The following is a 14,881-nucleotide window of genomic DNA, read 5'->3' on the forward strand; positions in this document are numbered from 1 at the left end:
TACAAAAAATAACTTGAGCTTATATTTTGTTTTTTATTTGATTGGTTGAATTCAACGCAAGGTGTCGGTATGACACTACGAATTCATCTTCACAATCTCTTCATACGCTTTTTGCTGTGAATGAATCGCATTTTCATCTTGTGGAACGTATTTATTTTTCTGTTTGACATCAATGATTCTAGCTTTTACGGTATCATCCAATTGCCATTGCACATAACTACGTAATTGTTGATGCATATCCGCATCCAAAATTGGCGCAATGACTTCAATGCGGTGATCTAAATTTCGTGTCATCCAATCGGCAGAACCAATATACATTTTTTCATTGCCATCATTGGCAAAAATATACACACGTGCATGTTCTAAAAATTGCCCTAAAACGCTTTTTATCGTAATGTTTTCACTCTGTCCTGTAATGCCCGGAACCAAGCAACAAATACCACGAACAATCAATTCAATTTGCACACCAGCATTACTTGCCTCATACAAAGCTTCAATCATGCGCTTGTCTTGAAGACTGTTGAGTTTTAATATAATATAGGCTTCTTTTCCTGCGTTGGCATTTTTAATTTCTTGATCGATCAATTCTAAAAAAGTACTTCTAGTAGTAAACGGAGAAATCAATAGTTTTTTGCTTTTCGGAATGATGATTTTACGTTCCAATACTTGAAAAACTTGTGCCAATTCAGAAGTAATATTTTCTCGTTTGGTCATCAGACAGAAATCGGTGTATAAAGTAGCAGTTTTTTCATTGAAATTTCCTGTTCCAACATATCCATAACGCACTGGAAGTTCATTTTCAATGCGCTCTATACAGAGTATTTTTGAATGCACTTTGATGCCAGGATAACTGTAAATCACTTTGGCACCTTGGACTTCCAATATCTTTCCCCATTTGATATTATTTTGCTCATCAAATCGTGCTTTGGTTTCCATAAAAACCGTCACGTCTTTCCCCTTTTCTAATGCTGCAATTAACGCATTGGTTAAACGTGATTCTTTGGCAACTCGGTATAAAGTAATTTTGATTTTTGTCACAGTTGTATCTGCAGCAGCTTCTTCTAGTAATTCAGAAACGTGATCAAATGATTCATAAGGAAAATAGAGCAATCTGTCTTTCTCCGTAATGGCAGAAAACATACTATCGTACACACTTAATTCTGCATTTCTGATTGGTTTTACCTTTGGTAAAGAAAGGTTTTTGTCTGTCGGATTTGGAAAACCAAAAAAGTCTTTAAAATTATGATACGTTCCACCTAAAACGACATCGGTATCATTTACATTCAATTCGTCTTTGAGTTCATCTAATAAGTCTTCTGAAGCCGTTTGATCTACCAAAATTCTCGTTACTTGCCCTGTATTTCTATTGCCTAACGAGTTTTTAATTTTTTCTAATAAATTCCCAGAATATTCATTGTCAATATACAATTCAGCATCACGGGAAACCTTAATGGAATGGAAAGTATTTTCAGGATATACTTCTGTAAGATGGTACTTTAAGATATCATCTACAAATGTGATGTAATACGCATCATTTTCAGCAGGAAATACCACGAATCGTCCAGAATCTATAGGAATTTTTAATACTGCTAATTGCTTATCAACAATAGAAGCCAAGTATAATTTTTCATTCTCAATAAAAAGCGACGAATCATTAGAAGCATCCGTAAACAAGGTCAATTTTGAAGCTAAATTTTCTTGATAATAGACTTTCGCGAATTGTTGTTGCGCTTCTGAAAACTGCGTATAATTAATCAAGTTAATTCCTTCTTTCTCCAATTCAGGAATAATATGTTCTTTAAAGATTTTACCAAATTCTTCTTGTTGCAGATTGACTTCTTTTTTGATCTTTTTCAACAATTTATTTGGCTTTGTAATGAGTTTTTTACGCAAGCCTTTATCTAAGGTTTTGATTTGACGAATGGCAGAAACGCGCACTTTAAAAAATTCATCCAAATTAGATGAAAAGATTGCCAAAAACTTAATGCGTTCATACAGTGGATTTCGTGCATCAGCAGCTTCTTGCAATACACGATGGTTAAAGCGTAACCATGATACATCTCTGTTGTAATATTCGGTGGAAGTTAGTGACATTCTTAGGCTTTTGGTGTGAATTAATAAACGAAAGTAGACATTATTTATGGCATTAGACGTATTTTTTAAATAGGCTTAACAATATGATAATAAAGATTTTAATAACCATTCAACAATGCATATTGTTTATAGGATATTTTCTCACGACTCTTACTTTAGTATACTCAATGATTTCAATATCTTTAGAATCATGACATTCCACAAAAACTGAATAGATATCTAAAAACATGGGCAATATAAGTAGTATTATTTAAAAGGCGCAAGACGATTTATTTCTAGAACTAGAAGCAAAAATTCGTTCATAATTACAAAAGAAAGATAAAGAGTGGCTTATTGATCAAATTATTTATCTCACCTGTCAAAGACATAGTTTGCATGAACAATATGATAAGCTTCAATATATGAAGAGGCAATTGGCTCGAATTTATGAGAAACATATAATAATCAAACTATTACTGATTTTATTGAGCAGTATCGAAAAACGAGTTGAACGGATTTAGAAAACTCAGGTTTCTTGCTAAATGCACTACAAATGAGTTTAGCTAGTATTAAATCGAATCAAAAAACGAAAAAGGAGAAATACTACTTCAAGGAGCAAGAGATTTACTTTATGCAGCCTTGTATGATGATACAGCTATCAATGTGAATGTAACACGCGAAAAGGAGGAAACTCAAAACATGATACTACCAGAAAGCAAATCGGATGCATTATTTTTCCTAAAAGCATTAACTGAGGAAAGCGCTGCTGGAACTTGGAAAAATCCTGAAGGAGTCTCTTATGATGATCACACTAATAATATTGCTTTACATGTAGAGTTTCGCGACACCAAAAAAGGCAATATTAGAACTGCCATATTTGTAGCATTGAACTTAATTAATCTTTTACATGTAAATGAACAAATTTTGTATACCCGTATGGAAAAATAGAACGAAGTTTGCTGCAATCACTTTAAAAATATAATGTACGCTGACTAGCAGCAATTTTATATGCATTAGTTTTGTGCAACGAGTATCAACTTATCAGAAGCAAACATTGCCGCAGGAGAAATTACTTTTTCATTCATTGGAATATGCGATCCATAACGCTCTTTCATTTTGGCTTGTACGACTTTATGGTTTAGGTCAAAATCTGAAAGTTTTTCAAGCTGCCCGATTTCTACATTTACTGCTTCTTTATAAATTTTCCAAACCAATTCAGAACAATAAATTTTATCATCTGACCATTCAAAGTAAATATCATACGACTTTCCTTTAAACTTCTCGCCAATTTGCTTCATTTTAGAAAGCACTGTATTTGTTAGAATTTCATCAGCATTTGCCAATCTTTTAATCACATAATGTCCATTTTTTCCACGACGTATCCACTCTTGCAAAGGAGTTAGTTTTACAGGTTGTACTGCTTCATATACAAAATAGGTTCCTTCATTTTCGTAAATAATTCCCATGTGACTGTATTTTGAATCTGTTGCCAACTGAATCGCTTTACTTTGATTGGAGGTAGATGTTTGAAAGATAATATCTCCACTTTGAATTTTAGAATCCTTCGTCAGTTGTTCCGTTTTATGAGCATCTGTTTTTATGCCATCTGCAAACGTGATCATTTCAATTCCCCAATGTACCAGAAAACCTAAAACCGCCGTTATTATGATTATAAGAAGTGTTTTTTTCATTTATTCATATATGTATTTAAAGCTACAACAATCACATCTAGAGTCAAAACGATTAATCATTTTTTAACAAGAATGAAACCATCAAAAATTACACAAAATCTCCAAACATGATATAAATCATATATTGCCTGAAACGCGATTCCTAATTTTGAACTGTAACAAAATCAGCTATGTGCAATTTTGGACTTGCAACAAAATTGAGACAGTTTTTATCATTTATATAGATTTATAAAAGAGACTGATTCTTCCAAAAACCAGCCTCTTTACAGATAAGCAATAGATTTCCTCAAATCTATCTCCCTAACATTAATATTTCATTAACCAATACTTCAGTTACGTACTTTGTTTCTCCTTCTTCAGTTTCATAAGAACGATTTGTAAGTTTTCCTTCAATAGCAATTTCTTTTCCTTTGAGTAAATATTTTTCAACAATTTCTGCCGTTTTGTTCCATGCAATTAAATTGTGCCAGTACGTATTTTCAATTTTATCTCCTTGCGCATTTTTATAAGTTTCATTAGTTGCAATAGAGAATTTTGCGATTTTTTTACCGTCTTCTAAATTGATGATTTCTGGATCGTTTCCTAAGTTTCCGATTAACTGTACTCTGTTTCTAAGTGTGTTCATAACTATAATGTTTTAAAATTATTATTTGATGTTGTGACCGAATCGTTGTTGTGATTCAACAGTGCAAATATGAAACGACCTGCAAATTTTATTCGGTTACAACACACTTACTTTCGTTTACAAATATTTGTAGTCGTTTGTAATCGGATAAATATTCTTATATTAGAGCAACATAACATTACTCATGAACATACATATAGAAACCGAACGACTCATCATCCGAGACCTTACTGAACAAGACCTTGATGGTATGTTTGCCATGGATTCCGATCCAGAAGTACATAAATATTTAGGCAATAAACCCATCAAAGAGAAAGCAGAAGCATTGAAATATATTAAAAGTGCCCAACAGCAATATGTAGAACGTGGAATAGGACGCTGGGCAATGGAATTGAGAGAAACTGGCGAATTTATAGGCTGGTGCGGCTTGCGATTGTACACTGATTACACTTTCAATAATCGTACAAATTTTCACGATATCGGTTATCGATTGCGGCGTGAATTTTGGGGAAATGGATATGCCACAGAAGCTTCTGTAGCTTGCTTACGCTATGCTTTCCAAAATTTAAAATTGGACGCCGTGTATGGAATTACAGAAATGGGAAATGCTGCTTCACACAGAATTTTGCTAAAAATTGGACTCAATTATATCGAAGACTTCTATTACGAACCTGAAGATATGATGCTGCGTTGGTATGAACACAAAAAAGAAAATTACACTTTATGAAAAAAAGTTATCACATAATATTATGTTATATTTTCCCCCTTTTTCTTTTGGCAAATGGCGGTCCTATTGATGAATCAACTATTAGAAAAGTAGGCGATTTAAAGTTTATAAATACAGCAAGTATAAGTATTATCAATGAAGATTTAGCCATCAAAATTGAGGGAGATTATGCCGAAGTAAAAGTCATTTATACACTAAAAAATCATTACAATATTGATGAACATATTTTTTATGCCTTTCCGATAGATTTTGGGTTTTCAAATATAGAAGAAGAACCAGGTTGGAAAGAAGAATATATCAACTTTATTACCTTCAAAAAAAACGGCGAAGTATTACAGAAAGAATCACAAATTGATTTGCAAACCAACGAAGGTAGAACCCGAAAGCATTGGTATTTTGTAAAGTTTGATATCGGCAAAAATGAAAAAGAAGTAACGCTTGAAGTACATTATAAATTTAAAGTCGGCTTTGTAGATTTTGCGTATTCTAAATCTTTTTATCCCGTATTTAATGAACGAACTTTTATCTATGATTTTTCTCCTGCACAATATTGGGGCAATGGAAAAGGAACACCTTTAAATATTTCGTTAGACATCTCTTCTATCAAGCAACTTCATGGAAAAGTTTTAAAAATGAATGGTATTGATTTTAAAGAGGAAAATGGACTTTATACATTTCAAACAACAGATTTTGATTTTAAAGAAGCTCCAAATCTTGAAATAGAATACGAACTAAAAACACACAAAGCTTCCGCATATCTCTCAAAGAAATCGGTTAAAAAAGAACAAATAAAAAAGATAATCGCTTCTTCTCGATTGGAAAGAAAATATACAAAAGATAATCTGGTTGATTTCAATTTTTCAACCTGCTGGTGTGCAAAACCAAAAGACAAAAATCCAACACTTACGTTCACTTTTAAAGACAGTATTGATGTAGCCACCATTGTTTTAACCACAGGTTATCTCAAATCAAAAGATACGTATTACAATAATAATCGTCTCAAAAAAATAGGCATTACACAACATTATTTGGCCTATGATGGATCCATTAAACAGTATACGTATGAGTTAACGCCAAAAGATATTCCCTATCAAGAAATAGACTTGAACACTTTTTATAATATGACAGGTCATACCGATTCTGGAGATCTATACAAATATACAACCAAAATTGAAATCAAAGTTTTAGAAACATATAAAGGAAAGAAATTTAATGACACCTGTATTTCGGAAATACTATTTGCTGGTTATAAACATGGTGCTGATTAGTTGTTTTTGTTCTGAAGTGTTAGCGCAACAGCATAAAAAGATAATTCGTATGCATACTTTGAATGATTTTCCGTTCAGGGCAAAAGATTCCATCTATGAAATTGTGCCCATATATAAAGAATATGCATATGATATAACACAAGAAATTACATATTCATACAAACATGTAGCAACGAAAGATGTACTCTACAATTTTTCTGTGGGAACGCATTTATTCAGCTTTTCACAACCTAAAGAATTGCCTGAAACAAAATTACCGTTGCATTTAATACAGGATGATATCTATCAAATTGTATACACAAAAAATAAAGGGTATTTAGGACATTTAGAAGAATTATTGAATATTCCTTTTGTGCTTTCGCCTATATTTTTAGATGAATATGGGCACCAAACCGACTTACGCGTTGCTACGGATTGTGCCGAGCTTGCCATTTATGGAAAACGAAAACAAGGCATGAAAGTTCCGTACTGTGGGCCAAGAGGAATTATAAAGTATATGCAAAAAACAACGGTTATTAAAAAAGGAATTATTCTGCATTTTGGACATCAGGTTTCGGTTTTGTATGAAGATCGAGGCATTCCTAATGTAATTGATTGCGGAGACTTGCTCATACACGCTTATCAACTAAAAGCAGAAATTATTCCACTAAAAGAAACCAATTTACACAACACTCCTTATATTACATACCAATGGAAACAGTAGATCAAAAAAAATGTTTAGAATGTGGCGCTCCATTTAAAGGTCGTGTCGATAAAAAGTTTTGTAGTGATTATTGTAGAAACGCCTATAACAATCGATTGAATAAAGATGGAAAAAATCTGATTCGAAATATCAACAATCGTTTGCGTAAAAACTGGCGTATTTTAGAAGATTTGAACGTAAATCAAAAGACTAAAACTACGAAAGCGAGACTGTTAGAGAAAGGATTCGATTTTAATTATTTTACCTCTATTTATGTAACAAAATCAAATTCCACCTACTATTATGTATATGATCAAGGCTATTTACCATTAGAAAACGAATATTATTTGTTAGTAAAAAAGAACTCTTAAGATGACTAAAAAAAATGGAATAATTGTACTAGTTATTGTTGCTGCTGCAACTTTTAGACTATTTCTTTACTGAAACTATGCGCCTAAAAGTGAAGAATACAAAGCACTACAAAAGTTGATAATATACTTTCAAAAATGGAAGAAAACCTTAAAAAGCCGTAGAAGATTCTAAAAATTCAATAAAAGAATAAAGAGCAAAATCGACGGTGATTTTTTTAAAAAAAACATTTGATATGACTAAAAAGAAAGCTGGTCTTATAATTATTACCACAGTAGTTTTAGCAATTGCTGGATCGTTATTCTACAAGAATCACAAAAAACAGCAAGAAAATGAAGCATTCATTGAATCGTTTCAAAAAAGCTTTTTAAAGTTTAAAGAAAATAAAAAAGAAATTGAGCGCAGAGCACTTCAACAAGCTGAAAAAAGAATGCGCGATTCTATATATAATGCAAAGAAAAAAGAACGCGAAACACAACTGGAGCAATTAAAAGAGAATGTCCAAAAGTTGGAAGAAGCAAAACAATAATTAACTAAACAATTAGGAATATAACACAATTTATCATACTTGCATTCATTCTTATCTTCGTTCTTACAATTGTTGTTTTGGGAATTTATTTTAGCCCAAAAAATATAATTTTACGAGAAATCAAAAAAATAAGAAGAACTTCAATTCACAGTGTTCGCAATCATGAATATGCCAAAATTGTTGGAAAAGCAAAGTATGCTGGTCAGCCTTTAATTGCACTTTAAGCAAACGCAAATGTGTATATTACGATATAAAAGTAAAAGAGAAGCGCAGAAAACATTGGAAAATTATCATACACGATGTTCAGTTTCAAGATTTCTTCATTCAAGCAGGAACAGAAAATGCCGTTATTCATTTGAATAATACTCTCAAAGACAAAAAAAGAATTCACCTGGTAGCCGATCATAAACTCAATTCTGGCGTTTTTAATAATGCTGATGAAAAGACAGAACAGTTTTCGAGGCAATACGGTAAAAATAGTAAGGTAGCTTCGGTTTAAACAGAACGCTCCACTACACCCAACGCATCATAGAACAAGACGAAGAAATCGCCGTAATGGGTATTGGAAAATGGATAACTGTTGACAAACCAATTGATAGCTATTCCGGTACTAGAATTTTGGCTTTATCAGGAACGAAAAAGCAAAAATTACTAATTACAGATGAGCCAAAAGCTATGGAACGTGCAAACCGTAAGTTATAATTATTTCCAATTCTGCCCTTTTAACTTCATGGCAGCTTTTAAAATATCTTTTTGACTAATTTGCCCAACTAGTTTGCCATTTTCTACAATTGGAAAACGTCTTCTTTTGGATTGAAGAAATTTACTGGCTGCATCAAAAATATTGAGGTTTCCGTCAATAGTTTCAACATTTTTTACCATGTGTGCTTCTATCTTGTTGTGCTCAAACGGCATATTGTAATAACGACTATCCGAAATTTGTTTGATGCAATCTCCTTCCGAAATAATGCCAACTAATTCATTTTTATCATTCACTACTGGTCCGCCAGATATTTTATGCTGAATCAGTTTTTGAATCACTTCTTCTACGGTTTGTTCAGGTTTGAAAGTGATTAAGTTTCGCGACATATAATCGCTTACTTTTAGGGCTTCTGCTTTGCTTGTAGTTGTTGCTTGTGACTTTCGCGCTCCTTGAAAACTCTTTATTGCCATGACTTTAGGTTTTTTTAGATTCTCTTAAAGTTACTCATTTTTCATTAGTTAACCTAAAACATTACATACTTCGCTTTTTCTGTATACTTTTTTAGTATTTTTAAGCAACCATTCAATCAATCAATCAATATGACTACACCAAGAGCACGCTATACATTTTTATCGTTTATCCTTATTGCATGTGCAGTATACTACAGTTTTAAAACCGTAATGCCGCAAAGTCTTACGGAAGAAAATGTTCCCAAAGAAGAATTTTCAACCGTTCGCGCTTTTACACATGTAACTGAAATGGCAAAAGAACCGCATTATGTGGGTTCTAAAGCACATGCCGAGGTTCGTAATTATATTGTTGCTGAATTGAAGAAGCTCGGACTAAATCCAACGGTACAGGAAGGGTTTACACTCGATGCTTCTGGAAATATGTCCAAACCTAAAAATGTATTGGCACGCATTAAAGGAAAAAATTCTACCAAAGCGCTATTGTTATTGTCACATTACGATAGTGATCCACATTCTGCTATTGGAGCGAGTGACGCTGCTAGTGGAGTTGCGACAATTTTAGAAGGAACTCGCGCTTTTTTAGCCAAAGGAGAACAACCTGAAAATGATATCATTTTATTATTATCAGATGGAGAAGAATTAGGTTTGAATGGCGCTAATTTGTTTGTAAATGAACATCCTTGGGCAAAAGATGTTGGTTTGGTGCTCAATTTTGAAGCACGTGGAAGTGGCGGACCAAGTATTATGCTACTAGAAACCAATAATGGAAATGCCAAACTTATTAAAGCATTTCAAGATGCTGGCTTGCGTTATCCTGTAGGAAACTCGCTTGCGTATAGTATTTATAAAATGCTTCCGAATGATACAGATTTGACTGTTTTTAGAGAAGATAGAAATATTCAAGGATTCAACTTTGCTTTTATTGACGATCATTACGATTATCACACTGAAAATGATAACGTAGAAAATTTGGACTTTAATACCTTAACGCACCAAGGAACCTACTTGATGCCATTGCTTGACTATTTTTCCAAGCAAGATTTAACACAAATTACAACAGATGAGGATTTAATCTATTTTAACAGTCCACTAGGTTTTCATGCGTATCCATTCAGTTGGATTTTCCCAATTTTGATTGTAATTGCCCTTTTATTTGTTGGATTACTTTGGTACGGATTTAGAAAACGAATGCTTTCAACTAAAGGAATTTTACAAGGATTTCTACCTTTTATCATTGGATTGGTTGCCAGTTGCGGATTGACCATATTACTTTGGATTATTTTTAAATGGATGTATCCACATTATGCAGAAATTCAACACGGATTTACTTATAATGGCTATGTCTATATTTCATTATTTGCCTTTTTTGCCTTAGGAATCATCTTTTATGTATATCATAAATTTGGTAAAAAAGTAACAGCTGCCAACTTATCCATTGCTCCTTTATTCCTTTGGATTATTATTACAACTTTAGCTGGGATTTACTTAGATGGAGCTAGTTTCATTGCCATTCCAGTATTTTTTATGTTGGTTTCGTTGTTTATTCTTATAAAGCAAAAAGACAATCCATTGACCTTATTGTATACGGTTTTGGCTTTTCCTGCTATATTTATTTTAGTGCCTTTTATCAAACTAATTCCTGTCGGTTTGGGACTCAAAATTATTGCAGTTGTTCCCTTATTAGTCGTGTTAATTTTTGGATTAATGGTGCCTGTTTTCGGGTTGTATAAACGTCCAAAATGGACAGCACGTTTGTTTTTCTTATTGACGATTATTGCCTTTTTTGTAGCGCATTCACGATCTGATTTTACAGAAGAACGACAAAAACCAAACAGTTTGGTCTATATTTTAGATGCCAATCAACAAAAGGCAAGCTGGAATACGTATGATGGCATTTTAGACGATTGGACAAAGAATTACATTAAAGATGAAACAAATGTATCAAAATCGAAAGATGTGATGGATAGCAAGTATAAATCTGGATTTACGTATACACAAGACGCGCCTGTAAAGCAAATTCCATTGCCATTGATAGAAACATTAAAAGATACTATCTATAACAATGCACGTTATATTGATATTAAAATTACGCCGCAACGAGACGTAAATCGTATGGAAGTGTTTAGTAGTCATGCTAAATTTGCTTCTGCCAAAGCAAATGGACTTGACATTAAGTATCCAAATAATGATTGGAATCGTTTGACCAGTTATTATGTGTCTGACAATGATCCGTTAGAATTGTCATTTACCGTGAAACCAAATGCAACTCCTGAGTTAATTTTATATGAAGCTTCTTTTGATTTGATGAAAAATCCATTGTTTTCCATTCCGCCGCGAGCAAAGGATATGATGCCACGACCATTTGTATTGAATGATGCTGTTATTGTAAAGAAGACAATTAAGCTTTAGTTATTATATACATACTTAAAAGTCATTTTCTTTTGCGACTCAAATCCGTTGATGACCAAAGAATCGATCAATTGATTTTTGTTGTAATAATAGTGCATGCTGTTTTTTCCAGGCATCAATTCGCCACAGCAAAATACAAGATCATTTCCATAGCTTAGTATTATTTGTTTTGCACGATTGATTTTATAAGGTCCTGTACTTCTGTTATCTATAAAATTATGTATGCTTTTTTGTAAGCTTGTAGCATCTGTATTTGTGTATTGTGTTCTTTCTTTTGTATGCTGATTGTATTTAGAAACCACTTTTGGTATAGGTATATTCACTGTAGTTATTACTGATATTGTACAATCCTATGATTAATCCCTGATGATTTATTTTATATGTGTTTTCACCAACAATATGAAGATTCTCAATCTTCTGTTTTTTTAAAGTTTCACCTCTCCCTAATAATAACTGAGTTGATAAATATTCAGAAGCATCAAACGGTTCAAAACCCGTTTCATCAACCGTAATTACTGCTGTTTTTTAGGAAGACTATCAAGCTGCTGAGAAGTTTCAACTGTTTTCTTTGGTTGTTGTTTCTCCGTTTTTGTAGTATCGCTACAAGAAATCAAAACGGATAAAACCACAATTAGTATGACGCTATTTTTCATATTCAAATTATCATTACGATTAGCTAGCTTTGTATTTTTTTCAATATCAATTGTTTTTCCTTTTCTGAATTACTTGATTTTTTAAAGTGTTCCATCATCCAATATTTGGCCAGTTCTTTATCTCCTTTTTGTTTGTACAAAAAAGCCAATACATATTCAGAAGATATGACTCGTCGTGCAATTTCATACACAGGATTTTCTATATCTTTTAAAAGCGCTGCAATGTTTTGATCAATTGTATTTTTTTCAGCAAACCATTTGTTTAATTTTGGAATATTTTTATGCAATACTCGATTCAGACTTTTTCTAAATTTCTCTTCGTTTACCGTACTTATTCTATCAGGATTAATAGGTTTGTTTTTTTCATAGCTATTTTGCCAACCTTCTAAGCGTTTGAAATAAATAATTTTTGTTGATTTTTCTGTTCTGTGATTCACGAGTCTTTTCCCCGAAATTGTAGGAACATATTCAAAACAATTACCAAACGAGAAAGAACCGCCAAAACCTTTAAATACATTATACTCCACAACATGTTTTATTCCATCCTCATTAAAATCGCTAAACCATATATATTTTCCATTCCAGTTTTTTAGTCCAATTTCGTTAAATTTAGGCGTAACAACTTCTTTAAAAATTGCGAGTCTTTTATCTAAAAGAACTTCATCTAAATTTTTTATGTCATCGAACAATTCGTCAATAACTTTTTGTCTATTAAAGCTATCTATAATTTTATTGAAAATGTTCATATTTCAGGTTCCCATTATTAGTTTGACATACTGAAGTAACTTCTAATTTACTCAAAAAACTGAGTTTAATTCATCAAAAAAGCCTGAACTTCAACATTCAGGCTTTTAGTTTGAATTTATATGTATTTTTTTATTTCGAAAAGAACTTTTTCAACATTGCTATGGAAGTCAGTTTTACCGTCTAATCGCAATACATTACAGTTTAGTGATATAATCCATTGGGTATGCACTTCAAGGGTTGTTCCATTAAAGTAAGGATTGTCATAGTGATGTGCCCAATCTAAAAATGCATTAGAAGTTTCGCTGATTTTCGTATTGGTCAAAAGTTGATTTCCATACCGCTCTATTTCACGTTTTTTGAGTCGTTCAATTCTTTCTGTTTGCTCTAATGTGATAAATACAGCTAAATCAAATGCAGTTTGCCATGCTGCTCCCCAATTTACCAAGGAACCACTTACAATTACATTGCTTGTCTTTTCAAAATCTCTTCTTATATTTTGATTGCGTTCTTGTGGTGGGACTTTTTCTTGAAAAGGTATTTCTGTTTTTTTCCAATAATAATCGTCAGAATCTAAATGAGTAGAATTTGTCCTCTTAGCAATTTCTTTAGCCAAAGACGTTTTTCCACATCCTGATGCTCCAAATACCAATATTTTCATGGTTTTACTTTATTTTTTATAAGATAGACGCCGCTTGATAAAATCCAAAATGCAATACTGAATGTAAATATTCTAAAACCTGTCAAACTTGTAAAAACAAATGCTGTTACAAATCCTATGATCGCAAAAAGAGCAATGGCAATTCCCAAATAACCAATCCATCTCGGAAATATTCGCTTTGCCAAAATGATCATTGAATATATAAAAATTGAAAGGCAACAAGCAATGATAAAAATATAGTCTAACGGTAGATTGATTGCAAAACTAAAATTACTAATTGGTTTTAATATGTCCATCGTTTCAGTTAATCTATCTGAATATTGATGGAGAAAGTATGGCAAAACCAATCCATTGAATAATGCTGCAAACATGGCTGCAATAAGACCAAAAGCAATAATTATAAAGGACAACAAAGAAAACCTGTATGTATCCAAAAGACATACGCTGAGTCCGTAAAATCCAAACAAAACGATTGGCAAGCTAACGATAGCTAAAGAATGTGCTGTCGTGATAATGTTATAAATGCTAATAATACGTTCAATACTTCCTCCTAAAGGATGTAGTAGCATTGTAAAAATGATGAGTAACGCACCGCTAATAAGTGAAATTCCTGTGCTTCTGTAAAAATGATTTTTCATTGCTTATATATTTTTAAACAACAAATATCAATAGTATACAGAAAAGTGACACTTGATCGAAATCAAGAAATTATTGAATTCTTTTTCGAACCCTACTCAAGGTTTCAGGTGTGATTTTTAAATACGAAGCGATGAATTTTTGAGGGAATTTTTGAATCAGAACTGGTCTCGTTTTTAGAATACACTCATACTTTTCGTCAGGTGTATTGTTGTTGTCAAAAAAGTTAATTCTTGAAACAGCAGTATCTAAGATTTTTCCCATTTGAAGAAAATTTTGTGATAAGGCAATGAGTTTGTGTATGGATTCAATGGACAATTCATACACAGTACTTTCTTCAAACGCCTGAATGGTATTTTGAGACGGTTTTCTGGAAGTAAAGCTTTTATGGTTTAGTACCCAATCGTTTTCAGTGAAGAGATCAATAACATTTTTTTCTAAATCAGAATCTAGATTGTATTCATAAAAACTCCCAGAGATCACAAAATAAATCGTAGAACAAATATTTCCTTTTTCTAGTACACACTCGCCTTTTTTTAGCTCTTTGTACTGAAGTTCTTGTTTTAGTAGAACGATCTCGTCCTCAGAAAATTCACCAGCATTCTTCAGAAGTTTTGATAACGATTTCTCCATATACAGTT

Annotated in this window: 17 protein-coding genes; 8 read left to right on the forward strand and 9 right to left on the reverse strand. The window is 32.5% G+C overall.

Going from position 1 to position 14,881, the window contains the following annotated elements:
* Nucleotides 1-75 precede the first annotated feature (75 nt).
* The gene (gene ppk1, locus MK119_RS00995; RefSeq protein WP_290669704.1) at nucleotides 76-2,094 is read right to left on the reverse strand and encodes a polyphosphate kinase 1; all 2,019 of its coding nucleotides are present in this window, start codon (nucleotides 2,092-2,094) and stop codon (nucleotides 76-78) included.
* A gap of 678 nt (nucleotides 2,095-2,772) precedes the next feature.
* Between ppk1 and MK119_RS01000 the strand changes: the two genes are divergently transcribed.
* Entirely contained in the window at nucleotides 2,773-3,021 is a 249-nt protein-coding gene (locus MK119_RS01000; RefSeq protein WP_290669707.1) for a hypothetical protein, read from the forward strand.
* Nucleotides 3,022-3,086: 65 nt separating this feature from the next.
* Here MK119_RS01000 and MK119_RS01005 read toward each other — a convergent pair whose 3' ends face one another.
* Nucleotides 3,087-3,764 (reverse strand): YiiX family permuted papain-like enzyme, encoded by a 678-nt coding sequence (locus MK119_RS01005; RefSeq protein ID WP_290669712.1) that lies wholly within the window; start codon nucleotides 3,762-3,764, stop codon nucleotides 3,087-3,089.
* Between the two features lie 292 nt (nucleotides 3,765-4,056).
* A complete protein-coding gene (ssb, locus tag MK119_RS01010) occupies nucleotides 4,057-4,389 on the reverse strand; it encodes a single-stranded DNA-binding protein (protein WP_290669715.1) in 333 nt (110 codons plus the stop codon).
* Between the two features lie 184 nt (nucleotides 4,390-4,573).
* Here ssb and MK119_RS01015 point away from each other — a divergent pair, with 184 nt between their 5' ends.
* From MK119_RS01015 to MK119_RS01040, 6 genes are all read left to right on the forward strand, one after another.
* The gene (locus MK119_RS01015) at nucleotides 4,574-5,116 is read left to right on the forward strand and encodes a GNAT family N-acetyltransferase (protein ID WP_290669720.1); all 543 of its coding nucleotides are present in this window, start codon (nucleotides 4,574-4,576) and stop codon (nucleotides 5,114-5,116) included.
* Complete coding sequence (locus MK119_RS01020; RefSeq protein WP_290669726.1) at nucleotides 5,113-6,384, forward strand: hypothetical protein; 1,272 nt, start codon at nucleotides 5,113-5,115, stop codon at nucleotides 6,382-6,384. The genes MK119_RS01015 and MK119_RS01020 overlap by 4 nt, the downstream gene beginning before the upstream one ends.
* A gap of 49 nt (nucleotides 6,385-6,433) precedes the next feature.
* Nucleotides 6,434-7,087, forward strand: coding sequence for a hypothetical protein (locus MK119_RS01025; protein ID WP_290669731.1), 654 nt, complete (start codon nucleotides 6,434-6,436; stop codon nucleotides 7,085-7,087).
* Nucleotides 7,075-7,437: a hypothetical protein gene (locus tag MK119_RS01030; RefSeq protein ID WP_290669737.1), complete on the forward strand. Its 363-nt coding sequence runs from the start codon at nucleotides 7,075-7,077 to the stop codon at nucleotides 7,435-7,437. The genes MK119_RS01025 and MK119_RS01030 overlap by 13 nt, the downstream gene beginning before the upstream one ends.
* Nucleotides 7,438-7,670: 233 nt before the next feature.
* A complete protein-coding gene (locus MK119_RS01035) occupies nucleotides 7,671-7,964 on the forward strand; it encodes a hypothetical protein (protein ID WP_290669740.1) in 294 nt (97 codons plus the stop codon).
* 555 nt (nucleotides 7,965-8,519) lie between these two features.
* Nucleotides 8,520-8,666: a hypothetical protein gene (locus MK119_RS01040; protein ID WP_290669743.1), complete on the forward strand. Its 147-nt coding sequence runs from the start codon at nucleotides 8,520-8,522 to the stop codon at nucleotides 8,664-8,666.
* Here the strand turns inward: MK119_RS01040 and MK119_RS01045 are convergent, their stop codons facing one another.
* Complete coding sequence (locus MK119_RS01045) at nucleotides 8,667-9,137, reverse strand: CBS domain-containing protein (protein ID WP_290669746.1); 471 nt, start codon at nucleotides 9,135-9,137, stop codon at nucleotides 8,667-8,669.
* 129 nt (nucleotides 9,138-9,266) lie between these two features.
* On the opposite strand from MK119_RS01045, the gene MK119_RS01050 reads away from it, so the two are divergent.
* Entirely contained in the window at nucleotides 9,267-11,546 is a 2,280-nt protein-coding gene (locus tag MK119_RS01050) for a M28 family peptidase (RefSeq protein WP_290669749.1), read from the forward strand.
* Here the strand turns inward: MK119_RS01050 and MK119_RS01055 are convergent.
* The 5 genes from MK119_RS01055 to MK119_RS01075 form a co-directional block, all read right to left on the reverse strand.
* Nucleotides 11,543-11,869, reverse strand: coding sequence for a hypothetical protein (locus MK119_RS01055; RefSeq protein ID WP_290669752.1), 327 nt, complete (start codon nucleotides 11,867-11,869; stop codon nucleotides 11,543-11,545). The two genes, MK119_RS01050 and MK119_RS01055, sit on opposite strands and share 4 nt — an antisense overlap.
* 353 nt (nucleotides 11,870-12,222) lie before the next feature.
* The gene (locus tag MK119_RS01060) at nucleotides 12,223-12,945 is read right to left on the reverse strand and encodes a hypothetical protein (protein WP_290669755.1); all 723 of its coding nucleotides are present in this window, start codon (nucleotides 12,943-12,945) and stop codon (nucleotides 12,223-12,225) included.
* Nucleotides 12,946-13,061: 116 nt separating this feature from the next.
* Nucleotides 13,062-13,604, reverse strand: coding sequence for an AAA family ATPase (locus tag MK119_RS01065; protein WP_290669758.1), 543 nt, complete (start codon nucleotides 13,602-13,604; stop codon nucleotides 13,062-13,064).
* The gene (locus tag MK119_RS01070; RefSeq protein WP_290669761.1) at nucleotides 13,601-14,242 is read right to left on the reverse strand and encodes a hypothetical protein; all 642 of its coding nucleotides are present in this window, start codon (nucleotides 14,240-14,242) and stop codon (nucleotides 13,601-13,603) included. The genes MK119_RS01065 and MK119_RS01070 overlap by 4 nt, the downstream gene beginning before the upstream one ends.
* A gap of 70 nt (nucleotides 14,243-14,312) precedes the next feature.
* Nucleotides 14,313-14,873, reverse strand: coding sequence for a Crp/Fnr family transcriptional regulator (locus tag MK119_RS01075; RefSeq protein WP_290669764.1), 561 nt, complete (start codon nucleotides 14,871-14,873; stop codon nucleotides 14,313-14,315).
* Between the last annotated feature and the right edge of the window lie 8 nt (nucleotides 14,874-14,881).

Origin of the sequence: Kordia sp., assembly GCF_022447245.1 — a bacterium.
In the GTDB taxonomy this organism is placed as follows: domain Bacteria; phylum Bacteroidota; class Bacteroidia; order Flavobacteriales; family Flavobacteriaceae; genus Kordia.